The organism is Rhodohalobacter sp. 614A, from assembly GCF_021462415.1.
GTDB lineage: Bacteria > Bacteroidota > Rhodothermia > Balneolales > Balneolaceae > Rhodohalobacter.
On the sequence record NZ_JAKEDS010000001.1, the window covers coordinates 1,296,201 to 1,321,294 of the forward strand.

Sequence of the window (25,094 nt, forward strand, 5' to 3'; positions counted from 1 at the left end):
AAATTGTGTCGAAAAAAATAGGAGTAATCATTTTCCCGGGGTCCAATTGCGATCATGATGCTTATCATGCCATGAAGCACGTGATGAATGCAGAAACCACTTTTTTGTGGCATAAAGACAAAGAAATAGGAGAGCAGGATTTGGTAATTGTACCCGGTGGATTTTCCTATGGCGATTATCTGCGATCCGGCGCTATTGCGAGATTTTCACCCATCATGGAAGCTGTTCAGGATTATGTGAAGAAAGGGAATCCGGTTCTTGGTATCTGTAACGGATTCCAAATTTTGCTCGAAGCAGGCTTACTTCCCGGGGCAATGCTTCACAATGAAAAACTCAGATTTGTATGCAAGAGCATAAACATCCGGGTCGAAAACAGCCAGACGCTCTTTACATCAGGAATGGAGAAGGGAGACGTTTTAAATGTACCGGTTTCTCATGGGGAGGGAAATTATTTTATTGATGGTGAAGGTTTGCAAAAACTCCAGGAAAATGAACAAATTGTATTCCGCTATTGTGATGCAGAGGGAAAAGTGACGAAAGAATCCAATTTCAACGGCTCGGTAGATTCGATAGCGGGCATCGTTAACCAACAGGGAAATGTACTTGGAATGATGCCGCACCCTGAGCGAGCAATGGAGCCATTGTTAGGATCGGCGGATGGAATTACTTTTTTTGAATCTGTTTTTAATGCCCTGGAACTTGCGTAGTACTTAAGGTAAACGAAGACAATCCATAGTGGAAACTCATCCCAATCATTTCTTAAAACTGCACAGCAAGAACTTAGTAAAGAAGTATCGGAAACGGTTGGTGGTGGATCAGGTTTCAATTGATGTAAACCAGGGACAAATCGTGGGTCTTTTAGGACCGAACGGAGCCGGAAAAACGACTACTTTTTACATGTTTACCGGTGTTATCAGGCCAACTGCAGGGCGGGTATACCTCAATGATGAAGATATTACTACCATGCCAATGTACAAACGTGCGCGTTTGGGGATTGGTTATCTTTCGCAAGAGGCCAGTGTTTTTCGAAATTTGACAGTGCGCCAAAACCTTGAATCGATCCTTGAGTTTTTGTCTATTCCCAAAAAGGAGAAAAAAAGAAGAACCGATCAGTTAATTGAGGAGTTTGGCCTTGAAAGAGTGGTGAACAGTAAAGGATATAGTTTGTCAGGCGGTGAGCGAAGACGTACTGAAATTGCAAGAGCTCTTGTTACCAATCCAAAGTTTATACTTCTTGATGAGCCTTTTGCCGGAATTGATCCAATTGCCGTGGAAGATATCCAGGAAATTGTTGCAGGACTGAAAAAAAGGAATATCGGAATATTTATTACCGATCATAACGTCCATGAAACACTTGCCATTACAGACAGGGCTTACCTCATGTTTGAGGGGAAAATTATACGAGAGGGTACAGCCCAAGCTCTTGCGACCGATGAGGAAGCCAGGAAGGTATACCTTGGGCGACAGTTTAAGCTCGACCGCTATCAGTAGCAGTTAGATTTCCTATGTTGTTGCAGCTATCTGGGCAAAAAGTTCTTCATTGCTGTCGGTTCTGCGAATAACCTGAAGAAGCATTGATAAAGATTCTTTTGGATTTTTCTTGAGCAGAAATCGCCGAACCATATTCCTTTCTTCGAGAGAATCGGTAATAAATTTATCTTCGTTTCGTGTTCCGGAAGCTGCAATATTAATTGCCGGATAGATACGGTCATTGGCAATATCCCGATCCAGAACCAACTCCATGTTCCCGGTTCCTTTGAACTCCTCAAAAATCAAATCGTCCATTCGGGAGTTGGTTTCAATCAGACATGTAGCAATGATGGTGAGCGAACCGCCGCCTTCAATTTTCCGGGCTGATCCAAAAATTTTCTTGGGAATTTCTAGTGCCCGAATATCCAAACCTCCAGATAATGTTCGGCCGCTATTCGCTTGTGCTGCGTTGTAGGCCCTCCCCAAACGGGTGAGGGAGTCAATCAGCAGAACAGCATGTTCGCCATATTCGGCCTTTCGTTTCACATAGCCCAGCGCCATTTCAGAGATACGAATGTGGCTTTCTGTTGGTTTATCATTCGAAGAGGCAAACACTTCGGCATTGGTTGATCGGAGAAAATCAGTTACTTCCTCAGGGCGCTCATCAACTAGGAGAATACCAGTACTAATATCCGGATAGTTTTCTGTTAAACTTTTTGCAATTTTCTTCAGTAAAACGGTTTTGCCGGTTCTTGGAGGAGCTACAATGAGCGCACGTTGGCCTCTACCAATTGGAGAAATGAGATCAATGACACGAAGCTCGGTATCATCAGGATTGTGGCCCAGTTTGATGTACTCATTCGGCATGATAGGAGTTTGAAGCTCAAACCGATTGATTTTTTGCCATTCTTCAGATGGTTTTCCGTTTATCTGTTCAATGGAATAAACATGCCGGTTACCGCTTTGATCCTGTTCAAATTCACCTTCAATCAAAAGCCCGCTTCTTAAATCGTGTAGTTTTACTTCGTCCGGTTTAAGAAATGGATCTTTGGGATGATAACTGAATTCGAAATCGATGCGGCGGACAAATCCATATCCTTTCTCATTAATTTCAAGAATACCGTTATACCGGCCTCCAATTTTAGTCTCTTGGTTATTATGAAACTGGGGTACAAATATGTTTTTCCCCTTTTTTTTGCCAGACGATTTATTACGCCCTTTGTTTTTGCGTGAACGAGCCATGCATTCGTAATTAGTTTGAATTTATAAAAGTTTTAGTGCTCCAATCGAGTGTATCGGAAGGAAGAGAATTCTTTGATTCCAAAGATGAGTAGAGTTGAATGAAAGACTGAGTGATGCTTTATTGGATGCATCACTCAATCAGGTAAAAAGATAAGGAAGGAATTTGTAGATCAAAAATTATCGGACTGTTGTTGATTCACCAATCCAGCTGTAGCATTCGCCAATGTCGGAACCAACCTGGAATGAATCTCCGGTTTCCCAGCCGCGGAAGAACTTCATTTCGGCGGTAGGCATAACGGGTTCGTAGGTTCTGTAAAGGCGGTTTACAGTTGAAGATGTTGAAGAATCGACAGATCTTGCCCGGTCCAGATAATCTAATACCAACCAGTATACGGTTCTATCATCTCGTTCAATTTGTCTTCCCGATGTACAATTTGAAACAGCAGTTGCATAGATTTGTGCAATTCTGATGAAGGGTTGTCCCCAGCTATTATCCAGGCTGCTTGCCTGCCGTGCATATCTTCTTGCAGACTGCAGATTTCCTTCGTTTTGATAGATTTCTGCTATTTCAAGTGTAATATTCTTTTTCTCTGTTGTATTGTCAGTCAGTTCAAGAGACTCGGTCAAGTATTTAATTGCTTGCTGGTTTTGACCGTCGGCCTTGGCGAAATCGGCCAGGCGTCTTGCATTTTCAAAGCTTTTCTGCATTCCGTAAAGCTCTTCGGCCAGAGAAATTGCTTCCTGTCGTTTCCCTGTTTCTTCGTAGAGGGATACGAGTTCGGCCATAATTTCGGCATCTTCAGGGTTCGCTTCCAATCGTGATTCGAGGAAACCAACTCGTTCTTCCGGATCGGAAAAGAGTTCATCCCGAACATTATTAATACTTTCTATTAAAGCGGGGCTGGCCGAAGGTTCTACAGCATCAATCATGGCAAGAGCTTTATCTCTTTCATCATTATTCACATAATTACTCAACAATATCTGCACGTAATATCCATCAGCTGCTTGCGCCAGTTTTTCAGCATTCAGTTCATAAGCTTGCTCATAATCTTCATACGCTTTTTGTAAACCACCGGTAATATTATCCTGGTTTTCCTGGTAAAAGCGGCCACGTTCCAAATGCCACTCATAGAAGTCAATTTCTTCTTCATCAAACGTTTCAAACGCATCCGCATAAATAGTCAGAGCCGTATCAAGATATGCAGCACTTATGGATGGGTCGGTTGCCTGGTTGGCAAGTTCCTTGTATACAGTAATCATTCGATCATATTGAGTTGGGAGGCTAAATCGATTTGCTCCTTCAATAGTTCGGGGCTTGTTTTCCAGCATCCATCTACCAAATTGCCTCGCCATATCGTAATTACCGGTGCGGTAATTTTCATAAAAAATGGAGTAAGCCTGAATTTCACTCATTCCATATGGAGGTTCACTTTGCGCGAACGCCTGCGATGAGAGTGTAAATAAGAGCGCTATTACAAGAATGTACTTTTTCATGATTCTGCTTTGGTTTCTATAGTATAATAACTGAAATGGTTACTGACTTATTATTGAAATTTTTGTTGAACGAACATAAACTCGGCTAAATTCAAAGATAATTTAAAACCCCATATAGTTTCTTTAACTAAATTTGAGGAATCTGTTCCCCGTATTCCATAGTGAAAGCTTAAGTCTATGGAAGATGCCGATCTTCTGGACACTAACCCGATTCCACCATGTAACAAAAGTGTTTCAATATCATGATCATTTATGGAAAGATGGCCATTATCGTAAGTAGTGCCGAGGCTGTACTTGAAGTTAGAGAAAAAACCATCTCTCTGATCTGCCCTATAGGGGTGATATTGATAACCAAAACCTACCTTCATCCGGTCTTTAAAGTATGCTTGTTGAGTCTGGTTGAAAGTAAATTTCGCATCGTCCCATTTTTGTAGTTGAAGCTCAGCTACAAAATTTGAAAGACGATTTAGATTATACGTAAGTCCAGTATTAAATTCCAATGGCAACTTTACAGTTCCGTCGCGATCCGGATCATTTTCGTTCAGTTCTACAAGCTGTCTCTGATTATTTACGCTGCGGAATGAAGAGATCGTTCGTTGAGCGTCAATGGTTACCGGTAATGATACAGATGCACCGAAGGCCAACTGATCAGTGTCTCCAAAAATTTGTCCCTTGTATGCATAGATTCCAAACCGATGGCCAAAATCATATCCTTCAACATCTACATCATACGTTGCAGGGTCATATAGTAAATTGGAAAATATTGGTGTTATTTCATTGTTAAGGGCTAAAAGATTCGCGGAAAAAGCATATCCGATGGAAATATTATCTAAAGGCTTAAATCCTAAACCGGCTTCAAAGCGGTTTATTCCTCCTGATCCCAAACGGGAAATGATGTATTCCACTCCTTGCTGATTCATTCCGGGAAGAGGATCAATAAATCCCGTTTCTCTTCTCTTATAATCGGCCCTTACAACCGGCATAAATGAGAGTGAGGCCCCAAGTTTATCCCGTAATAATGGAAATGCAAACTGAAATGACTCGATACTGAGCAGGGTATTTCTGCTGGAAGCGTTGCTGTCAACAGATTCAAAAGAGTCGAGCCCAACGCCAATATTCCCTTGGGTAAAACGGAGTAGCCCCCAATGTGCCGGGTTAGCGTTGTTGGCTGAAAAACCAGAATAGGTAGACACGCCGGGGAGTCCGAGCCCCATGGTTTCGGGTGAATAGATATTGGCTGGGAATCCAAAACCAATTGCAGAATAAAAAGAACCGGATCGGGCTTTGGAATTGTCCTGTGCAAAAACTTCAGCAGATGTGCCCGCTAAAATTGTAATTGCTAAAAGTAATATTGAGCGTCTAAACATCCTATTCTTCCACATATGTAATTACAACTCTTGGTTTTTTGACGTCGGCCGAATTTGGATCAAAAAAATGAGATGAATAGAAAAGGCCATTCACCGACTGTATGGAAACATACATTATTCTGTCTTCTGCATCTCCATACACCTTGTTTAATACGTGCTGCGTAATGTCCATTAAAAATGCATTTGAAGTATCATTGAGCGCTGCAATGTAATTTGGTTCTGATATGAAGATCTCAGCCATTACATCATTCGGCTCTTCGTTAAAAACGTGCCCTCTTATAAAATTCGTATTTGGGCGCTTAATCTGCGGTGTGCCTTCTACTGGTGAGCTGTCTTTGCTAAATACAAGTTGAGCAAAGACAATATTTTTTGTTTGAAGCTCTTCTTTGGGCAGATCCAGCTGGAATTTTAAAATTCGTTCGGTATTATGAAGTACAATATTATTTGGATAGGTCGGCTCCGTTTGCCGTGTGAATAATACGCCCCAATCTCTCGCGAAAAGAGTTACCGGTCCATCATCCTCTTCATCGTCCTGATCAGGCGATGTTAAAAAGAAACTTGTAATGGCTTCTTCATCATTTGAGTTGTCGGTATTGCTGGGTAAAGTTTTGAGAAACCGGATATTCTGGTTGCTTTCCGAGGGCACGATGGCTAAACCCGGAAAATTATAGATGTAGATGGAATCTCTTTCTGCAGTTGTTAGCGAGGTATCGGCATTAAAATACTCGGCATATTTGGTCACAAATTCTCTGCTTAAATCTATCACCAGGCTGTCCTCATCTGCGTCGACCTGAAATTCGGCAATTTTGTGGCTCATATCTATCGGGATTTCCTGGTTGTACCGAAGTTCGGCGCCCCTCCAGATCTCTGCAGCTTCGTAGATTTCGTAGGTTGATGTGGCAAGGCTGTCACCGTATACCGAGTCGCTGAAAATAAGCTGAAGCGAAAGGGCATCCTGCGAACCTACCGTATCTACATCCGAAGTAGAGATAGATGGTTTTAGAAGAGCCACAGATTTCATGGTTCCGTACACGGGATCGTCAAAATATCCGACGGCCGTATTGGCAAGCCTTCCTGAGAAGGCGTTTTCTTCCACGAGTGTATAATCCTGTAGATAAACAGTTTGAGACTGCACAGGCTCTTCTCCGGTAATAATATCCTCGCCAACGGGCCCGGGTTCTTCACAGGCGGATGTAAGAAAAGCTGTCATCAGAAGAAGAAAGGCAGCGATTGGAAATCGACTGCCTTTTTTAGACTTGTGTATTCCGTAAGAGAATATGGAATTGTTTTTAGAACAATTAAAACTATTGATCTTCGCCGGCAATTTCCCGGTAGTAATTGGCAAATTTTTTCGATACATCTTCGGGCGAACCCTGAATTTTTGTTGGTTTTATTTTTAATTGCTCAAAAAGGTCGTCAAACTGGTCTTTCAAATGATTTCCTGTTACAACGTGATCGCTGTATTTTAAACCCAATTTGAGCATGTCTACGGCACCATCCTCAGTGAGTGAGTCGATATCTACATCATCCGGCAGGCCGAGTAATTTTAAAACACTTGGATCTTCAAAATGCCCCTTGTTTTCGGGATGATGCAAATTGTAAACAATCTGAGTGTTTTTAAATATGTCTTCATCCTTATACTTGGTTCGTACAAGCAAAGGAATCAAACCGGCCGGCCAATCATGACAATGGATGATATCTGGCTCCCACCCAAGGCTTATAACAGTTTCCAGCACACCTTTATTGTAGAAGGCCAGACGTTCGTCATTATCATCGTAAAAAGATTCGGTTTTCGGATTGTCGAACATCGCCTTTCTCTTGAAGTATTTGTCATTATCAAGGAAATAGACCTGCAATTTTGCATTGGGGATGCTGGCAACCTTAATTTTCATACTTTCAACATTTTCTCCCACTTCCACTTCAATGCCGGAAAGTCTTATTACTTCGTGCAGGCGATTTCTTCGGTCATTAATGGTGCCGTATTTGGGTAATAAAATCCTGATTTCAAATCCTGCGTCTTGCAGAGATGCCGGCAGAAAACGGAGCATATCGGCAGTATAGGTCATTCGGGCAAAAGGGGCGATTTCAGCAGCGGCGTAAAGTATTTTCATAATGAGTTAATCGGTTCGATTCTTATGAGGAAGATTCTTGTGAAAAGTCTGATTTATTATCTGAGTATAAATCCCGAATTTCTTTATCGTCGATGGAGTAGAAGTCGAAAAGTGTATCGCTTCGTAATCCAAGTCGGAGAGTTTCAACAGAAATAACCTCGGCCGGTTGAATATTACCCAGGTTTACGTTACTTCCGAATTTTCGGATAAACCAAACCTGCTGATCTTTATTTGGAGCTTCGAACAGAAGGTGTTCAAAGGAAATCTGGTCAGCTATTTCATCTATCAATCCGGATCGTATCTCTCCGTTCGGCCGGAAAACTCCAACAGTTCCGGATTCCCGCGCTTCGCAAATCACTTTCCAGGCACCGGATTCTAGTTCAGATTCAATCATTTTCACCCATTTGTAAGGAGGAATAATATCATCGGGATTTTTACTGCCAACTTCCGATAAGACCGTAAAATCTTTACTCAGGTCTTTTATAATCTCATTCTTTCTTTTTTCGGAAAGCCAAATCGTCCCGTTGGATACCTCAAGGTAGTCAATATGATAATCCTGAAGTAGTTGAACATATTTTTCGAGTTCATTCCTCAAAACATATGCTTCAAACAGGGTTCCCCCAAAATAGACGGGAATATCATAACTCTTATAAACATCCAGTTTCTGCTTCAGATTCTGAGTAACGAGCGATGTACCCCATCCCAGTTTTACAATATCTGTATAATTTGATGTGGCTTCGCAAAAATCTTCAGCTTGTCTTACACTAAAACCTTTATCAAGCGCGAGTGTTATTCCTTTGTTTCTTGGCTTTTCAGTGCGCTTTGGAAGATTGCTTATTGGGTGTGACATTCATCAATTTGTGTGATTGTGAAACGGCTTAAGATACAAAACGATGCTTTTATTAGAAAGCTTGAATCTCATTGGGCTACGAATGAGCCGTGACGCCAACTCTATTGCTCAGTTTTATAAGATATTTGATACGTTCGCGGTATACATTTTCCAGCATTTGGTGAGTAAAACGCCACTCCCAATTATTTTGAACTGTACCGGGAATATTCATCCGATGTCCAGCATCCAGATTCATAAAATCCTGTAAAGGAAATATCGCCTGGTCAGCCACGGACATCATTCCATACCGGATCAGTTCCCACTGTATTTCCGCCCCATCTGATCGTGTATATTCCCGGGCCTGGTGTTTTTCAAATTCAGGAGCGGAATGATACCATCCGATGGTTGTATCATTATCATGAGTACCTGTATAAACTACGCAGTTTTGATTAAAGTTGTGCGGTAAATAACTGTTCTCTTCGCCTGAACCAAATGCAAATTGCAGAATTCTCATACCGGGAAACTGAAAATCGTCGCGAAGTTTTTCCACTCCGGGTGTCATTACTCCCAAATCTTCCGCAATAATGGGCAAATCTCCCAGTTTTTCCCGGATGGTATGAAAGAGTTTGTGGCCGGGTCCTTTTTTCCAGTCTCCTTTTTGAGCGGTTTTTTCTTTAGCAGAAACCGCCCAGTATTCGTCAAAGCCACGGAAATGATCCACCCGTATTGCATCAAACAGGTCAAACATTTGTTTGAAGCGATCTACCCACCACGAGTATTCATCTTTTTCGAGAACATCCCATTTGTAAAGCGGATTTCCCCAAAGCTGGCCGGTTTCGCTAAAATAATCGGGCGGCACGCCGGCTACAAGCTGCCGATTGCCTTGTTTGTCGACTTCAAAATATTTTGGATTGGCCCACACGTCTGCACTATTATGATCCACAAAAATCGGGATATCTCCAACCACTCGAATATTTTTACTGTTGGCGTAATCCTTCAGATCATACCATTGGTTAAAAAACTCGAATTGCAGCCAGGTTTGGTATTCTATTTCATCCTGATATTTTTTAGCAAACTTTTTGATTACGCTGGATTTTCTTTGCGCAAGGCCGGGTTCCCATAAATTCCAGGGCTCCCGATTATTTGCTTTTGAGCATGCCATGAAAAGACAATAATCAGGAAGCCACTCTGCATTGGCTTTTTTGAATTGTGAAAGCTTCTCTTCGTCTTCAGGGGATTTGGTCTCGTAAAATTTTTCTGAAGCCAATTTGAAGAGCCGGTCTTTATTCAAAAAAGCCTGATCATAATCAGCGGTGGTTGTTTGTGGCAGGATCGCTTTGCCGGCCTCTGCACGGCTAATCAATTCTTTTTCAACCAAAATATCAGGGCTGATGAGATAGTGATTTCCGGCGAATGCCGAATAACTTGCGTAGGGAGAATTCCCGTAACCCGTTGGAGTGAGAGGTAAAACCTGCCAGATGGTTTGGTCGGTTTCCTGTAAAAAATCGATGAACTTTTTGGCTTCATGCCCAAAATCACCCATTCCGTATTGTGAAGGAAACGAAGTGGGATGGACGAGCGTACCGGTGGATCTCGGGAAACGCATAAATTATTTTAAATTCAAATTTGAGCTTTACGATTTAGGTTTCAAAACGACACCTGCCAAAGGAGGTACGGGTATGTTGATATGAGCGGGTTGGTTGTGCCAGTTCCCGTTTTGAGCGACCACCGCCGTTGGTCCCTGATTGCTACCACCGTAATAACCAGAATCGCTGTTAAAAATCACCTCGTATTCTCCTGTTTTTGGAACGCCGAATTTGTATTGATCGTGAGTAGTTGGCGTAAAGTTAAGAATAAAGACAAGAAAATCGTTAGGGTCTTTTCCTCGCCGAATAAATGAAAGCATGCTATTGTCTGCATCACTTAAATCGATCCATTCGAACCCTTCCCAGCGTGAATCCACTTCATGGAACGCAGTTTCGGTTTTGTAAACATTGTTGAGGTCTTTCACCAATCGCTGAATACCTTTGTGGTTATCCCACTGCAGCAAGTGCCAGTCGATGGATTGCGCTTCGGTCCACTCGTTCCATTGGCCAAATTCTCCTCCCATAAACAGAAGCTTTTTACCCGGGTGGCCAAACATATAAGTGTACAGCAATCTCAAGTTTGCAAATTTTTGCCAGTCATCTCCCGGCATTTTTGAGAGCAGAGATTGTTTCATATGCACGACCTCATCGTGTGAAAGCGGCAACACAAACTGCTCAGAAAAAGCATAAATCAGGGAGAACGAGAGCTGATCCTGATGATATTTTCTAAAAATGGGGTCTTTTTCAATATAGGTGAGGGTATCGTTCATCCAGCCCATATTCCATTTGAAATCAAACCCGAGTCCGCCGGATGATGTTGGTTGGGAAACGCCTTGCCAGGAAGTGGATTCTTCGGCAAAATTCAGAATCCCCGGAAAGTATTCATGAGTTACTTCATTAAACCGTTGCAAAAAGTGGATGGCTTCCAAATTTTCACGTCCGCCATATTGATTGGGAACCCATTCTCCTTCTTCCCTCGAATAATCAAGATAGAGCATAGAAGCCACGGCATCCACCCGCAGGCCATCAATATGAAATTCTTCAAGCCAGTAGATAGCATTTGAAATGAGGAAATTCAGTACCTCACTTCTCCCAAAATTAAAAATGTTGGTTCCCCAGTCTTTGTGTTCACCCTGGCGGGGATCTTCGTGTTCATAAAGAGCCGTGCCGTCAAATCGGCGCAGGCCGTGTTCATCTTTTGTGAAGTGAGCCGGAACCCAATCAACAATAATACCAATTCCTTCCTGGTGGCATTTGTCAATGAAATAGCGAAGATCGTCAGGATTGCCAAACCGGCTTGTTGGAGCAAAATATCCGCTAATCTGGTATCCCCACGAAGGATCGTAAGGATGTTCGGCAATAGGCATTAACTCGATATGAGTAAAACCCATTTCTTTTGTATAAGGCACCAAATCATCGGCTAAATCCCGATAGCTTAAAAACCCGGGATCTTCATCCACTTTTCGTTTCCATGAACCGGCATGAACCTCGTAAATTGAGATTGCTTCATTATGATCCTGGATTTTCCGGCGATTTTTCATCCATTCCTGATCGGTCCATTTATAGGAACTGTTCCAGACTTTCGACGCCGTTCCCGGCCGCATCTCCATAAACCGGCCGTAAGGATCGGACTTTTTCAGTGGGGCATCCGTTGTGTGAGACTTAATTTCATACTTGTACAGGTCTCCATCCGTAACATGCGGGATGAAAATTTCCCAAATTCCCTGGTCGTGATATTTTCGCATTCCGTGCGTGCGTCCATCCCAGTTATTGAACGATCCGATTACGCTCACCCGGCTTGCACTCGGTGCGGCAACAACAAAATGAGTGCCGTCTACACCGTCTACTGTTTTGGTGTGAGATCCCATCCATTGATAGGCGTGATGGTGATTTCCTTCTCCCCAAAGTTGTAAATCAAAATCCGAAATTTGCTTGCCGAACCGATAGGCATCTTCAATGGTGTAAGGTTCGCCCACGTATGGAATAATTTTCAACTGGTAAGAAAACCGATTCTTCCGTCGCGAGAAAATGTGCTCAAAAAATCCTTCATCCGAAAGGCGGGACAATGTTACTTCTTTTCCTGAATCGGGGATGACAACAATAGATTTGGCATCGGGACGAAAACTGCGAAGCACCAATTTTTCATTGCCGTCCGCCATTATAGTGTGAAGTCCTAAAACTGAAAACAAATCGCCATGTTCGCCGTTGGAAATGGCTCGTATTTCTTCGATTTTTAAAGTCAAGATTTACTCACGGTTTAAATTTAAGTAGACTATTAAAAATAAAAATATTCGTGGATTTTGGTCTATCAAAAAGAACCACATGATTGGGATAAATACAAATTCGCAGGATGAATATTATTCGGTTTATATCGCGGCGCTACCTCTTTTCTAAAAAGCATATTTCGTTGATTTCGATTCTTACCGGCATCAGCATTGGTGGAATCACCATTGGTACGGCGTTACTGATTGTTATTCTTTCTGTATTTAATGGTTTTTTTGATGTGATTCGCGGTTACCTTCTGTCATTCGATCCCGATATCCGTGTTGAGAGAACATCGGAATCTACAATGCTCTACAATCAGGACTTGATGGATGATGTTCGTGCACATAAAGAGGTAGTCAGCTTAACGCCATTTGTTTCCGGCAAAGTGATGCTTGCATTCCAGAACGGAAGAAATGAAGTGATCAGCGTTCGCGGAGTAGACGCAGAAAACGACCAGATTTTTCGCGATCTGGAAGACAGCCGCGAGGAGGCCGAATATGATATTTCCGTTCAAAATGGCAAACCGGGAACCGTTATCAGCGAAGCACTTGTAAATCGGTACCGGCTGGAGCCGGGGGATGAAATTGCGATGTTGAGTCCCTCCGGAATGCGCCGGGCTCTGACCCAGTTTTCCGCCCCGCGAGTCAGCCGTTTTGAAGTGAGAAATAGCTATGATACCCATCAGATTATCGCGGGAGATGTAGCCTATATCGGCATTGTGGCTGCTCAGCGGTTGTTTAACATGCGAAACGAGATAACCGGTTTTGATATTCAGCTCACGGATACGGATCATGCCGAAACGGTAAAAGCAGATCTTCAGGAAATTCTCGGGCCGGAATATACCATCGAAACCTGGTACGATCTTCAAAAACCCCTTTACGATGTAATGTATCTCGAAAAATGGGGTTCCTATTTTATTTTGATGATTATTGTACTGGTAGCCGTTTTGAATATTGTCGGTTCACTGACCATGATCGTTATCCAGAAAAAAAGAGATATCGGCGTGCTGATTTCGATGGGAATGACACCCAAGAAAATCAAGAAAATTTTCCAAAGCCAGGGACTTCAAATTGGCCTCATCGGATGCGTGATTGGCGGAGTTATCGGGATTTTGCTCACACTTGCCCAGCAGGAATTTGGCTTGGTCAAACTCTCTTCGTCGTTTATTATTGACGCCTATCCGGTAGCTATTCAAATGTCAGACATTGTCATTGTTTTAATCGGGACGATGCTTCTGTGTCTGCTTGCGAGTTGGTATCCTGCTGCCCGAGCCGCGGCCGTGGAACCTGCCGATGCCGTGAGGGATGAGTAACGTAAAAGTGTTATTGCGAGCAAAGCGAAGCAATCCCCGGCCGTTAAAATATTTGGAGATTGCCACACTTCATTCTCTTCGTTCATTTCGTTCGCAATGACACAGTTACCTTAATTTTTGTTATTGCAAACGAATTCAGTGAGCGTGGCAATCCCCGGATTGGAATAACGATAGGAGATTGCCGCGGCGTCTTTCCACCCCTCCTCACAATGGCAGGAAAATAATTTTCCACTCCATAAAACTATTTTCCAATCTCGCTCGTCATACCTCTGAAACCAACAACACGAGGCTTTGGATATTGGAACAAACAGACGATACAGCTTTAATTGAGCAGGTTCAGCGGGGTGATCACAGCGCATTCAATGTGCTGGTTGAGCGCTGGCAGTCGCGCATCCACAGATTCGCATTCCGTTTTTTTGCGGATGGAGATGATGCCAGCGAGATCACTCAGAAAACCTTCATCAAAGTATATCAGAAGCTGGATACGCTGGATGAACCGTGTAAATTTTCGTCGTGGATTTATCGTGTTGCCAATAACCTGTGCCTTGATGAACTGAAACGTGCCGGACGGCGAAAATCCTCTCCGCTGGAAGTTTGGGTGGAACAGGTTGAGGGAAGCCAGACCCCGGCCAAAAAACTGGAAACGAAAGAGCTTGGTGAGGTTCTCGAAAAAGCACTACAGACATTACCCGATGAGCAGCGGGTCGTCATCATTTTAAAGGAATACGAGGGAATGAAATTCAGGGAGATTGCAGAAATCCTGGAAGAATCAGAAAACACGATAAAGTCCCGAATGTATTATGGGTTAAAATCACTCAGGAGAGTTTTAAAAAAATGGAATATCCAAAACGAATATTTGAACCATGGATGATCAAAACATAAAAAATCTGTTTATGGATTATCTCTACGATGAGATGACAGATGAACAGAAAGCCGAATTTGAAAAAAAACTGGATAAAAATCCTGATCTCAAAAAAGAGTTTGAGGAGTTAAAATCCACGAACCAATTGCTGCAGAAGGTTCCGATGGAAACGCCATCTCTTAAGTTGGTGATGATGGCGCCGGAGCACGATCAAAAAGAAAAAATAAAAGAATCATCAAACAAAAACTTTTTGAAGAAGTATCCCGGCTTAACTACCGTTTTGGCCGCCGCTGCCTGTCTGCTGATCATCCTGATGGGAGCGGCATTTACCGGTTTAAATGTCGGGCAGACGGATCAGGGTTTTTACATGACCTTTGGTGAAGCTCAGAATCTCCAACCCGAGATTATTCAGCAGGGGTTGAGTGAGCAGGAAGTCCGCGATATGATTAACCAGATCCGGCAGGAGAACTCTTTGTTGCTGGCATCCATGATCGAGAAGGTTCAGGAGCAACAAAACGACCAACTGGAAGAAGCGATCAACGTGCTGACGGATTATTACGATCAGCGCCGACAACAGGATTTGAGGCTGATTTCCCAGGGAATTGCACAGCTTGAAGAAGACACATATCACCGTTTGAGGCAAACAGACGAAGCATTGGGCGATCTCATCTACGCACTGAGTTATCAATCAACCCAATCCACAGAAGAATGAAAACCATGAAAAAATCCATAGTATTACTTATTGCCGTTTTTTTGAGCGTCCTTTCGATGGCAAGCGCTCAGACGAATGAAAACCAACAGCGCCAGCGGGATATTAAAATTGCCGAGGGAATCATCGCCGAAATTTTTGGTGATCAAAGCTCGGAGAATTTGTCTTTTCCCGGATTGCGGGAAAGAAACGTTCTGAGTGAATATATTCCAGGTTATGGGGTACATTTTACAATTTCACCCGGCCTCTCAAATATTGTTCATGTTCGAAGTCTTCGATCGAATGAAGAAGAAATCCGAGTTGAACTTCAGCAGAATGGAAATTCATCAGGATCTGATTTTGATCAGGAAGAAGAGATCAAAGAAAAAATCTTTGAGTATATGACTAAATACGCCTCGTTGATAAGTGGCTTGTCTGACAACGAGACCATTCGCGTGACATACGCTCCCAATCAAAGCCGTTCTGCTACTTGGGTATTTTTTGAGAACGGAGATCAAAAAAGAAGGTCTCAAAATGGTGTGTCTGTCTGGGCAAAAGTGTTTGATTTGAAGCAATACCGAAACGGGAATATTTCGGAGCAACAACTTATGAACAGAATTAGTACTCATTCGCTGGATGGCGAAGAAACCTATACCGATTTCAATATATTTGCATCCGTTTTAGAAACAGCGTTGAATAGTGCGGATGTCGAACATTTGCGGGTTTCGGGAAAACCACGGATGGAATACCTGCCGGGACTTGGAGTTCGATATCGGGTTCAGGTGTCTGCAAGACCGAGCGTTATTCTAAATGAGCTTCAATTTCTTGAGGGAAATATTGAGTTCGAAATGGACAGCCTCCGAATGAATTTGGATGAATCGCTGAAAATGGTGGAAGAGTCGCTGGCGCCGTTGGTTATTAAACTCGACAGTATGCAGGAAATAGATGAACTGTCGAAAGAAGAAAGGGAAAGATTTCAACAAGAACTGCAAGAGCAAAGGCAAGAGATCCAGGCTCACCAAAATTCGCTTCGAAGTGTAAATCGTCCCGCTGTTTACGGCTTGCGATCAACCTCAAACGACAGTCTGGACCTAAGTGGTGAAGCAGAAGCCATTATGGATGAACTTTTGAATGTGATCGAAAATTACGGCTCCACGCTTACTTCTTTGAATGATGATGAAATGTTGATGATTTCCGTGAGTTGGAGCGGGCGAAGCGATGACCTGCCCGAACGAACGGAAGTACGTATTAAAAAATCAGATCTGCTAAACGGTGAAGACCCCGATGTCGAAGAGATAAAACGTAGATGATCGCAAAGATCATATAAGATGCCTCAAGAGCCGTATCCGGAAGATATCCGGATGCGGCTTTTTTAAATCATTCCTTAGCTGAAAAACTCACTTTCACTTGCTATTATTTCCTGAATTATTGGGCAACTATGCCAATTGAAAATAAATACACCTGCCAGATTCAAACAGCAACACAATGACTTGAAAACTGAAATTGGTTTTTTAACTGCTAATAAATACTTTTCTAAAAGTATTACGATAATAATAGTTTGTTATCTGTTACGTTTCCCGAGAGACGTTTTGATTCCTTGATTAACAAGTAAGCTCTATGGCTTTTACACATATTCATTCATAACCGAAGAAAACTTCTGTGCTCTTCTCAATTATCTATCATGACTAAAAAGATTATTTATTCAATTCTGGCTGTTGGGGTTTTAATTGTATTATGGTTTGTTTTCGGGAGCGATAGCAGCGAAGAAACTGACCTGTTTATAGATGTTGGAAAAGGAGATTTCGAAGTTATAGTAACTACCACCGGCGAACTTCAAGCAAAAAACTCAATTCGAATTCGGGGGCCACGCGGCGCCCAAACGATCCAGGTCTGGAATATGAATATTCAAAGCCTTGTTCCTGAAGGAACAATGGTAGAGAAAGGGGATTTGGTTGCAGAGCTGGATCGGTCTGACGTGATGACCCGTATGCAGAATGCCCAGTTGGAAGTACAACAAGCAGAATCTCAACTCGAAAAAGCCCAACTGGACAGTTCGCTCACACTCAGCCAGGCACGTGATGAACTGGAAAATTTGCGGTTTCAGCTCGAGGAAAACAGAATTGCTGTTGAGCAATCGGTGTATGAGTCACCTGCTGTTCAGCGTCAAAATCAAATTGAGCTTGAACGAACCGAACGAAGGCTTGCCCAGGAAGAGAAGAATTATCAAACCAGAATTCTACAGGAAGAAGCAAAAATTCGGGAAATTGAAGTTACTCTTGAGCAGGAGAGAAATACCCTTTCACGCATTATGGAGGTGATGAACGGATTTACCATCCTTGCGCCTGAAAACGGAATGGTGGTGTATACCAGAAACTGGCGGGGACAAAAAACAACAACCGGAAGTACAATTAATGCATTTGATCCTGTTGTAGCTGAGCTACCTGATTTTAGTTCCATGGAATCCATTACTTATGTAAATGAGGTAGACATCCAGAAAATAAAAACCGGTCAAACCGTAGATATTGGGTTGGATGCCGTCCCCGAGAAGGAACTGACAGGTGTTGTAACATTGGTTGCCAATATTGGAGAACAGCGGCCTGACACGCACTCAAAGGTTTTTGAGGTGAAAATTGAGGTCAATGAATCAGACACCACTCTGCGGCCGGCTATGACAACCAGCAACGATATTTTGGTGGAAAATATAGAAGATGCCCTTTTTATCCCCCTTGAATCAGTCCATACATTCGACTCAACGGATGTGGTTTTTAAGCGCGACGGAATTCAAATGGTGATGCAACAGATTGTGATGGGAGCCAAAAATGAGAATGATGTGGTTATCCTTGAAGGATTACATGAAGATGACCAGGTATTGATTTCAATGCCTTCTGATATTTCCGGAATGGAAAAAGTTCTCTTGCCCGATGAGGTTCTTGAGAAATACAGGCAAGCGGAAGATCCGGAAGGAGATAGACCTCAAACCCGGGAAGTTGAGATGGCGGGTGCACCCGGCAGGTAAGTTAAATTTAGTTCGGGGTAAAATGATTAAAAAGTTAGATCACGTCACATTGAGCGCGCCAAAGGCATCCCTTCGGGGCAATTTTGAGAGTGCATTTTCGACTTCGTTCCAACCCAAAAAGCAGGCGAAACTGTGCTCAAATTATCGAATCCACATTGAAATAATATTCAGCCAATATGTTACAAATCATCCTATATAACCTGGATATTGCCATTGAAGCTATCAAGCGGAATAAACTTCGTTCGCTACTAACTTCATTGGGGATCGTTTTTGGAGTGGCGTCGGTCATTGCTATGCTGGCGATTGGAAATGGTGCGCAGCAGGAAATTTTGGCAAATATGCAACTTCTGGGAACCAATAATGTCATCATTCAACCGGTGGTGGAACAGCGTGAAGGAGAGGTGAATGAAGATGCTGAAAATGTTGCCTCACAAAGAAGGTTTACACCGGGTCTGACGATCGATGACATTTATAGCATCAAAGAACAGATTCCACATGTAGCAGCGGTTTCTCCTGAAATTATTTTTGATACCCAGTTTATACGAGCCGGGCAAATGAGAACCGGAAAGCTCGTGGGAATCAACGGTGAATATTTTGGCATCAATAATTTCAACATTATTTCCGGGGCAGATTTTACAGCCTCGCATTTTCGGGAAGCCATGCCGGTAGCTATTATCGGCTATGGAGTGAGAACACGTTTTTTTGCCGGTGAAGATCCCATCGGAAAAACCATAAAAGCGGGGAATGTGTGGTTTACAGTGGTTGGAGTTTTGGAGGAAAGAAAACTGACATCCAACCAGATTGAAAACCTGGGTATTCGGGATTATAACATGGATATTTACGTTCCCGCGGAAAGTGTTTTGCTGAGATATCGAAATCGTGCATTGGTCACAAACCGGGATGTGCAGCAGGCAGAAGCCGAATCCAATAACAACAATGCAAGTGGTGACCAACAAAATCAGAATGGAATCAATTATCACCAGCTGGACCGGGCTATTGTTCAGGTAACCGATAATATGTTTAGTGTAACCATAGCCGAGATAATTTCAAGGATGTTGAAACGCCGCCATAATGAAGTGGTTGATTTTGAAATCATCGTACCTGAACTGTTGCTGCAACAAGAACAAAGAACCAAGCGAATTTTTAATGTAGTTCTCGCCTCCATTGCTTCTATTTCGTTGATTGTTGGAGGAATAGGAATTATGAATATTATGCTGGCTTCTGTAGTCGAGCGTTACAGAGAAATCGGGGTTCGAAGAGCGGTTGGAGCCAAACGCCACGATATCCAGTTGCAATTTCTGACGGAAGCTTTAACCATCAGCGTAGCCGGCGGATTTGTGGGTGTTATCCTCGGCATGTCACTCAGTCATTTGATTCAGGTCACGGCGGATATCACTTCGATTGTAACTCTGAGTTCAATTGCCATTTCGTTTGGAGTGGCAACAGGTATTGGAATCATTTTTGGATACTATCCGGCCAAAAGAGCGGCCCGGCAGGAACCGGTAACTGCTTTGCGGCACGAATAAAAGAAAATATCACAACACGTAAATAAGACAACTAACGGAAAGCTTTTTCATCATGTGCAGAAGATTTCTCCTGTTTATTCTCTGCTTGCTATTCACATTCACCATCGTTTATGAGACGAAAGCTCAGCAGATGGATGCTGACCCACTCAATACTCAAGAGGTTACTCTCCAGGAAGCTATTAACCAGGCAAAGGTGTCAAGTCCGCTTGCACGTTCTGCGCGTTACAGGTTGATTGCAAATCAATGGCGTTACCGATCTTTTCGGGCAGATTTGCTTCCGGGATTAACGTTGTCGGGCAATGCTCCCAATTACCGGCGTGCTTTTCGTGAAAATTTGAATCCGGACGGTTCTACCTCGTTGATTTATACCCAGCAATCGAACGCAACGGTGGGGGTTACGGTAGACCAACCGCTCATGTATACCGGTGGAAATTTATCGGTTTCTTCCGGCATCACCCGGTTGGGAATTTTTGCTGATGAAAATACCTATTTATGGAGTTCTACGCCGTTGGTGATCGGGTACAGTCAGCCGCTGTTTCAATACAATGATTTGAAATGGAGAAACCGGATTGAACCGCTGCGTCTCCGAATGGCTCAAAAAAGATACGATGAATCTGTGGAGGAACTCTCGTTAACCGTTACACAGCGGTATTTTGATGTGCTTCTGGCAAAGATAAACATGGATATTGCCGAGTTTAATGTTGCCGTAAATGATTCTATCTACAACATTTCCACAGGCCGCTACAACATGGGAAATATTGCGGAAAACGATCTTCTTCAATCCGAACTGCAACTTCGAAATGCCGAGTCAGCACTGACTGAAGCCGCGATTAATTATGATCAACAGCTTAATAATTTTCGTTTGTTGTTGGGATTGGAGGCCAATGCACCGATTGATGTACAAGTTCCCGATACGATCCCCAATTTTTCTGTGGATGGGCAACTGGCCCTGGAAATGGCACGGCGGAATAACAGCACCTCTCTCGATTATCAAATGCAGACCTTGGAAGCCAACAGAACATATGACATGGCGGTGAAGGAGAGTTCATTTTCAGCCACGATCCGTGCAGATTTTGGATTGAACCAAACGTCAGAAGATTTCTCAAATCTCTATGAAGATCCGAGAAATCAGCAGTTTGTTACCCTTAATTTCCAGATTCCGATTTTTAACTGGGGCAAACAGCGTGCAGAGGTAAACTTTGCCCGGAATACACAAAGGCAGGTGGCGGATGATATTGCTTACGAACAAGCTCAATTTGACCTGCAGGTGCAAAATATAGTGGCCGAATTCCGGCAGTTGAGGAACCAGGTTATGCTGGCCGAACTCTCCAGAGATATTGGTGATCGGCGGTACGAAGTGGCCAGAAATCGTTACCGGATCGGACAGATCGATATTACAAATCTTTTCATTGCTCAAAACGAACGGGATGCCGCTCAAAGAGGGTACATTCAGGCAATTCGAAATTACTGGATTAGCGTTTACAATCTCAGAAGGTTGACCCTCTATGATTTTGAAGCCGATGTTCTTATTAATCATGAGTTATAAAAAATCCGTTAAGGCACTCCTGATTGGTTCGAAGGTTGGCTTGCCGTTCATAATTCATTTGCAGGATTCGCGTTGAATTTTAAAATTGGGTCAATCGCAGTTAACAAAACAGAGATATGGAATCCGTTATTGCATTTTTTGAGGATGTCCCCACCACATTCCGTGCCGGAATTTTGATTGGCGGGATCTTTCTTTTTTGGGTAATTGAAGGCGTTTTTCCACTGTTTGAATTCAAATATCGAAAAGTTCGCCATGCTGCAATTAATGGAATTCTGACGGCATTTTTTGTAGTAATTGGATTGGGTTTTGCCAGCTTACTTTTGGGAGCTTCGGAATATGTTACAGCCAACAATTTTGGCCTTTTGAATTGGATTTCCATGCCGGTTTGGCTGCAATGTATTGTAGGAGTGATGCTCCTCGATTTTTTTGGTGCTTACCTCATCCACTGGATTGAACACAAAGTGAAATGGCTGTGGAAATTTCATTTGGTTCATCATACCGATACAACTGTTGATGTAACCACGGGGCTTCGCCACCATCCCGGAGAAGCTATTTTCAGAATGTTATTTACCATTTTGGGAGTGATTGTAGTCGGCGCTCCCATCTGGATTGTTTTCCTTTATCAAAGCATTTCGGCACTTTTTGCGCATATCACACACGCCAATATTAACATGCCGAAAAAAGTGGACCGGACGTTGTCTTATGTATTCATCACACCCCTGATGCATAAGGTTCATCACCACTATACACAGCCTTTAACCGATACCAATTACGGAAATATTTTTGCCGTTTGGGACCGCCTGTTTGGAACCTTCGCCGAGGTAGAAGACACGAGTGAGCTGAAATATGGAATCGATACCCATATGGATCCGGAAGAACATGACCGAATCGGGAATTTGCTGAAAATTCCATTTCAAAAATACAGACCACCGGTAGGCTCAAAATTTAATATCAAGCGGGGAGAAGAGTTGGATGAGTCGGAGTGATTCTGATTATGAACATTTATGTACCGTCACCAGAAGAATCTGAGAATAAGAAAAGAAAAAAGCGTTGGAACTTTTTAAAAGGGTTGATGATTGGGCTCATCTTCTTCGGCTTCAGCAGTTTAGGGTTATTTTGGATGGGTTTGGACAACGTTGAAATCTATACTTGGATAGCTCTTGGGTTGGGAGTTTTGTTTTTTGGTTTTTTTGCGATGATGTTTGGCAGTACTTTCTTCAAAAGCATATTTGAAAAGTTCAGCTTTTAAATGGACAAATCCCCGATTAAAGGCCGAAGTTAACAGGTCGGCATAACGTATAAACAGAACAGGAACAGATGGAAAATAAAACGCCTGGTGAATTTGCAGACAACCAAGACCGTAAACGATTTGAACTTCAAATTGGAGATATTACCGCATTCGTAGACTATATCATCAACAAAAAAGGAGAGATCTATTTAACTCATACTGAAGTTCCCAAAGAAGCGGAGGGGAGAGGCCTCGCAAAAGAGTTATTGGAAAATGTTTTTGCAGACATCGAAAAAAGAGAGTTGAAATTAGTTCCCATCTGTCCGTTTGTGAAAGTCTATTTGCATCGAAATCCACATTGGAAAAAATTACTGGCTGATTTTGCACGGTTCTGATATTGAATTTCCCATAAAATGATCTCTTTCGTTTCCAAAAAGTGCATGTGAAAGTGAATTGAAGTCAGTGAGAGCGAATGCTCTTCAGCCGAACTTTTTGGAAAACGATTTTTATGGGATCAGCAGATATTAAAAAAATATTAGAGCGAACAGGGTTTTTAATACTCCTGCTTGTATGTATAGTTAGTTGTCGCGAAAGCTCTACAAATTCATTAGACAACGTACAATCAACCTGCTCCAATTCAACGGGAATCGAAGGTCTTTTTTGGGATATTATGAATGGAGTTCCAAGGGGCGATATTCCGGGTGGTGTGCCAACCATTAAAAATCCGGGTGGAACATACATACATCCTCAAATTCCTCTTCTTGGGTTTCAATATCCTGCGGGATACACACCCCAAACAGATTTTACACAGAATGCAATTGGCGTGAATGTAATCAGGAATGATAACGGTTCGCTGTGGAGGCAAACACAAATTGCAACTCTAAACCAGGTTCGTGCAAGAGATGTCCTGGCTGCTGAAATCAACTCACTTTTGGGCTTTTTTGGAGGAAATGCAGATCAAATACAAGTCGTCTGTTTTAATGAAGGGACGCAACCATCGGACCAGCTTGCTCCGGGATTTATCGTTGATTTTTCAAACCGACTTATTCGATTTAACGGTGTAACTGCGGTTATTACCACGAGTGTCACTTTTACATCAAGCGGTTTAAACTCCATTGTTATTCAAAAAATGGCGTCGGCAACCAACCAGTTTAATGATGAAATCATGAACACTTACCTGCCTATTTCTTGGCAATTGCTTTTTACGAACGGAGGAGAGCGAGATTCCGATAACGACGGCGTTCCCGACAACCGTGATTTGTGCCCAAATACGCCGCCCGGTACACCGGTCAATGCAAATGGTTGTCGTATTTAATAAAATGGTTAGCGATATCGGAAGTCTGCACTTTTCTTGAGCGCTTTATTCAGTCGCCGCCGATATTCTTCTGATGAGATTTCGATACAACCAAACTGAGAAAGATGATCCGTATAAAATTGTGTGTCCCACAGGGTGAATCCATTCTTTTTTAAAATTTGGTGAGTATGCCAGAGAGCAACTTTATCCGCTTCGGTTGCCTTTTTAAATATCGATTCGCCGAAAAAAGCCGAGCCGAGAGAGACCCCATACGATCCTCCAACGAGATTTTCATCTTCATCAAATATTTCCACAGAATGGGCATGTCCCGCAAGATGAAGCATTTCAAATGAATGAATGATGATGTCTGAAATCCAGGTGGTGTTGCGGTCTGCACATTCTTCCATCACCCGCCGGAAACAGGTATTAATTTGGCAGTTGTATCGGCCTTGGCGAATAATTCTTCGAACATTGGACGATACTCTGAACTTTTCAACGGGAATAATCCCTCTTTGGCGGGCTGAATACCACCTGACAGATTCGTCATCTCTGGATTCGCTCATGGGAAAGATTCCATTCCTGTAGCCGTTCAATAAAACTTCCGGAGGGACAATTCTGTTTTTTGAAAACGACTGCATGGCAGAATACAAAAATGATGAGAAAATGGCTCAGGATACGGTTATGAACCAGTTTTTGCTACTTCGTTATTAATCACTTTATAAACGAAATAGGGAGGAATATTGAGCGCTACAAAATCCGTGTCGTAATTGCCAAACACTTCCATAACCGGTTTTTTCAGGTGACCGCTGGTTTGGTAGGCGAGAAATAGCCCGCCGCCTTTCAGAATTTTTTTTGTCGCCTGGAGTACCTCACGTTTGCGGTCTTTTTTCAGAAAAGAAAACGGAATGCCGGATAGCACATAATCCACATTTCCAACATCCTCAGGGTTCAGCACTGATTCTACTTCACCGGCAAGCCGATTGTGAACGGTGACCCTGGGATCTGTGATAGTTTCCTTTAAATGTGCAGCAAAATCTTCATTGGCTTCAATCAGAATCAGGCGGGAACCGGCGCTCATTTTTCCGAGGATATAATTCGTAAAGACACCGTCTCCGGGGCCGTATTCTACAAGAGTAAAATCTTTAGTGAAGTCGATGTTTTCGCATACTTTTTTTACACAATGCAAAGAAGTCGGGATAACAGAAGCGACATCTTTGTCTTTAATAAATGTTTTAAAAAAATCAATTTTACTCATGTG

Annotated in this window: 22 protein-coding genes; 12 read left to right on the forward strand and 10 right to left on the reverse strand. The window is 42.7% G+C overall.

Features of this window, described 5'->3' with window-relative positions; all coding sequences use genetic code 11:
* Positions 1–5 precede the first annotated feature (5 nt).
* Both purQ and lptB read left to right on the forward strand, forming a co-directional pair.
* A complete protein-coding gene (purQ, locus tag L0B18_RS05130) occupies positions 6–707 on the forward strand; it encodes a phosphoribosylformylglycinamidine synthase subunit PurQ (protein ID WP_370647500.1) in 702 nt (233 codons plus the stop codon).
* Between the two features lie 28 nt (positions 708–735).
* A complete protein-coding gene (gene lptB, locus L0B18_RS05135; RefSeq protein ID WP_234568796.1) occupies positions 736–1,491 on the forward strand; it encodes an LPS export ABC transporter ATP-binding protein in 756 nt (251 codons plus the stop codon).
* A gap of 12 nt (positions 1,492–1,503) precedes the next feature.
* Here the strand turns inward: lptB and rho are convergent, their stop codons facing one another.
* From rho to glgB, 8 genes are all read right to left on the reverse strand, one after another.
* Entirely contained in the window at positions 1,504–2,712 is a 1,209-nt protein-coding gene (rho, locus tag L0B18_RS05140) for a transcription termination factor Rho (protein ID WP_234568799.1), read from the reverse strand.
* A 177-nt stretch (positions 2,713–2,889) separates the two neighbouring features.
* Positions 2,890–4,206: a tetratricopeptide repeat protein gene (locus L0B18_RS05145; RefSeq protein WP_234568815.1), complete on the reverse strand. Its 1,317-nt coding sequence runs from the start codon at positions 4,204–4,206 to the stop codon at positions 2,890–2,892.
* Between the two features lie 50 nt (positions 4,207–4,256).
* On the reverse strand, positions 4,257–5,573 hold the full coding sequence (locus L0B18_RS05150) for a hypothetical protein (protein ID WP_234568819.1): 1,317 nt from the start codon (positions 5,571–5,573) through the stop codon (positions 4,257–4,259).
* 1 nt (position 5,574) lies between these two features.
* Positions 5,575–6,783 (reverse strand): DUF4270 family protein, encoded by a 1,209-nt coding sequence (locus tag L0B18_RS05155; protein WP_234568834.1) that lies wholly within the window; start codon positions 6,781–6,783, stop codon positions 5,575–5,577.
* 94 nt (positions 6,784–6,877) lie between these two features.
* Positions 6,878–7,684 carry a glycogen/starch synthase gene (locus L0B18_RS05160; protein WP_234568837.1) on the reverse strand — a complete coding sequence of 269 codons (807 nt, stop codon included), beginning with the start codon at positions 7,682–7,684 and terminating at the stop codon, positions 6,878–6,880.
* A gap of 22 nt (positions 7,685–7,706) precedes the next feature.
* Entirely contained in the window at positions 7,707–8,534 is an 828-nt protein-coding gene (locus L0B18_RS05165; RefSeq protein WP_234568849.1) for a phosphosulfolactate synthase, read from the reverse strand.
* A 76-nt stretch (positions 8,535–8,610) separates the two neighbouring features.
* Entirely contained in the window at positions 8,611–10,119 is a 1,509-nt protein-coding gene (gene malQ, locus L0B18_RS05170; protein WP_234568852.1) for a 4-alpha-glucanotransferase, read from the reverse strand.
* A 27-nt stretch (positions 10,120–10,146) separates the two neighbouring features.
* Positions 10,147–12,342, reverse strand: a complete 2,196-nt coding sequence (gene glgB / locus L0B18_RS05175) for a 1,4-alpha-glucan branching protein GlgB (RefSeq protein WP_234568855.1) — start codon at positions 12,340–12,342, stop codon at positions 10,147–10,149.
* A 107-nt stretch (positions 12,343–12,449) separates the two neighbouring features.
* Between glgB and L0B18_RS05180 the strand changes: the two genes are divergently transcribed.
* From L0B18_RS05180 to L0B18_RS05225, 10 genes are all read left to right on the forward strand, one after another.
* A complete protein-coding gene (locus L0B18_RS05180; RefSeq protein ID WP_234568871.1) occupies positions 12,450–13,676 on the forward strand; it encodes an ABC transporter permease in 1,227 nt (408 codons plus the stop codon).
* 298 nt (positions 13,677–13,974) lie between these two features.
* On the forward strand, positions 13,975–14,547 hold the full coding sequence (locus tag L0B18_RS05185) for an RNA polymerase sigma factor (RefSeq protein WP_234568887.1): 573 nt from the start codon (positions 13,975–13,977) through the stop codon (positions 14,545–14,547).
* Positions 14,540–15,250, forward strand: a complete 711-nt coding sequence (locus L0B18_RS05190; RefSeq protein ID WP_234568890.1) for an anti-sigma factor family protein — start codon at positions 14,540–14,542, stop codon at positions 15,248–15,250. Before L0B18_RS05185 ends, L0B18_RS05190 begins: the two co-directional genes overlap by 8 nt.
* Positions 15,247–16,536, forward strand: a complete 1,290-nt coding sequence (locus tag L0B18_RS05195) for a hypothetical protein (RefSeq protein ID WP_234568893.1) — start codon at positions 15,247–15,249, stop codon at positions 16,534–16,536. Before L0B18_RS05190 ends, L0B18_RS05195 begins: the two co-directional genes overlap by 4 nt.
* Positions 16,537–16,907: 371 nt before the next feature.
* Complete coding sequence (locus L0B18_RS05200; RefSeq protein WP_234568897.1) at positions 16,908–18,242, forward strand: efflux RND transporter periplasmic adaptor subunit; 1,335 nt, start codon at positions 16,908–16,910, stop codon at positions 18,240–18,242.
* A 176-nt stretch (positions 18,243–18,418) separates the two neighbouring features.
* Positions 18,419–19,768: an ABC transporter permease gene (locus tag L0B18_RS05205; protein WP_234568900.1), complete on the forward strand. Its 1,350-nt coding sequence runs from the start codon at positions 18,419–18,421 to the stop codon at positions 19,766–19,768.
* A 52-nt stretch (positions 19,769–19,820) separates the two neighbouring features.
* Positions 19,821–21,314 carry a TolC family protein gene (locus tag L0B18_RS05210; RefSeq protein WP_234568903.1) on the forward strand — a complete coding sequence of 498 codons (1,494 nt, stop codon included), beginning with the start codon at positions 19,821–19,823 and terminating at the stop codon, positions 21,312–21,314.
* Positions 21,315–21,430: 116 nt separating this feature from the next.
* The gene (locus L0B18_RS05215; RefSeq protein ID WP_234568923.1) at positions 21,431–22,300 is read left to right on the forward strand and encodes a sterol desaturase family protein; all 870 of its coding nucleotides are present in this window, start codon (positions 21,431–21,433) and stop codon (positions 22,298–22,300) included.
* Positions 22,301–22,631: 331 nt separating this feature from the next.
* On the forward strand, positions 22,632–22,937 hold the full coding sequence (locus L0B18_RS05220) for a GNAT family N-acetyltransferase (RefSeq protein ID WP_234568926.1): 306 nt from the start codon (positions 22,632–22,634) through the stop codon (positions 22,935–22,937).
* 113 nt (positions 22,938–23,050) lie between these two features.
* Complete coding sequence (locus tag L0B18_RS05225; RefSeq protein ID WP_234568929.1) at positions 23,051–23,857, forward strand: hypothetical protein; 807 nt, start codon at positions 23,051–23,053, stop codon at positions 23,855–23,857.
* An 8-nt stretch (positions 23,858–23,865) separates the two neighbouring features.
* Here the strand turns inward: L0B18_RS05225 and aat are convergent, their stop codons facing one another.
* The gene (gene aat, locus L0B18_RS05230) at positions 23,866–24,474 is read right to left on the reverse strand and encodes a leucyl/phenylalanyl-tRNA--protein transferase (RefSeq protein ID WP_234569001.1); all 609 of its coding nucleotides are present in this window, start codon (positions 24,472–24,474) and stop codon (positions 23,866–23,868) included.
* A 41-nt stretch (positions 24,475–24,515) separates the two neighbouring features.
* Complete coding sequence (locus L0B18_RS05235) at positions 24,516–25,091, reverse strand: class I SAM-dependent methyltransferase (RefSeq protein ID WP_234569019.1); 576 nt, start codon at positions 25,089–25,091, stop codon at positions 24,516–24,518.
* Between the last annotated feature and the right edge of the window lie 3 nt (positions 25,092–25,094).

Bases quoted from the DNA above. Each gene is read 5' to 3' on its own strand.
- L0B18_RS05150 (WP_234568819.1), bottom strand. From the start codon at position 5,573: ATGTTTAGACGCTCAATATTACTTTTAGCAATTACAATTTTAGCGGGC.
- aat (WP_234569001.1), bottom strand. From the start codon at position 24,474: ATGCAGTCGTTTTCAAAAAACAGAATTGTCCCTCCGGAAGTTTTATTG.
- L0B18_RS05210 (WP_234568903.1), top strand. From the start codon at position 19,821: ATGTGCAGAAGATTTCTCCTGTTTATTCTCTGCTTGCTATTCACATTC.
- L0B18_RS05145 (WP_234568815.1), bottom strand. From the start codon at position 4,206: ATGAAAAAGTACATTCTTGTAATAGCGCTCTTATTTACACTCTCATCG.
- L0B18_RS05180 (WP_234568871.1), top strand. From the start codon at position 12,450: ATGAATATTATTCGGTTTATATCGCGGCGCTACCTCTTTTCTAAAAAG.
- L0B18_RS05155 (WP_234568834.1), bottom strand. From the start codon at position 6,783: ATGACAGCTTTTCTTACATCCGCCTGTGAAGAACCCGGGCCCGTTGGC.
- L0B18_RS05235 (WP_234569019.1), bottom strand. From the start codon at position 25,091: ATGAGTAAAATTGATTTTTTTAAAACATTTATTAAAGACAAAGATGTC.
- L0B18_RS05225 (WP_234568929.1), top strand. From the start codon at position 23,051: ATGGGATCAGCAGATATTAAAAAAATATTAGAGCGAACAGGGTTTTTA.
- L0B18_RS05205 (WP_234568900.1), top strand. From the start codon at position 18,419: ATGTTACAAATCATCCTATATAACCTGGATATTGCCATTGAAGCTATC.
- L0B18_RS05220 (WP_234568926.1), top strand. From the start codon at position 22,632: ATGGAAAATAAAACGCCTGGTGAATTTGCAGACAACCAAGACCGTAAA.
- L0B18_RS05195 (WP_234568893.1), top strand. From the start codon at position 15,247: ATGAAAACCATGAAAAAATCCATAGTATTACTTATTGCCGTTTTTTTG.
- rho (WP_234568799.1), bottom strand. From the start codon at position 2,712: ATGGCTCGTTCACGCAAAAACAAAGGGCGTAATAAATCGTCTGGCAAA.
- malQ (WP_234568852.1), bottom strand. From the start codon at position 10,119: ATGCGTTTCCCGAGATCCACCGGTACGCTCGTCCATCCCACTTCGTTT.
- L0B18_RS05200 (WP_234568897.1), top strand. From the start codon at position 16,908: ATGACTAAAAAGATTATTTATTCAATTCTGGCTGTTGGGGTTTTAATT.
- L0B18_RS05160 (WP_234568837.1), bottom strand. From the start codon at position 7,684: ATGAAAATACTTTACGCCGCTGCTGAAATCGCCCCTTTTGCCCGAATG.
- L0B18_RS05215 (WP_234568923.1), top strand. From the start codon at position 21,431: ATGGAATCCGTTATTGCATTTTTTGAGGATGTCCCCACCACATTCCGT.
- L0B18_RS05190 (WP_234568890.1), top strand. From the start codon at position 14,540: ATGGATGATCAAAACATAAAAAATCTGTTTATGGATTATCTCTACGAT.
- L0B18_RS05165 (WP_234568849.1), bottom strand. From the start codon at position 8,534: ATGTCACACCCAATAAGCAATCTTCCAAAGCGCACTGAAAAGCCAAGA.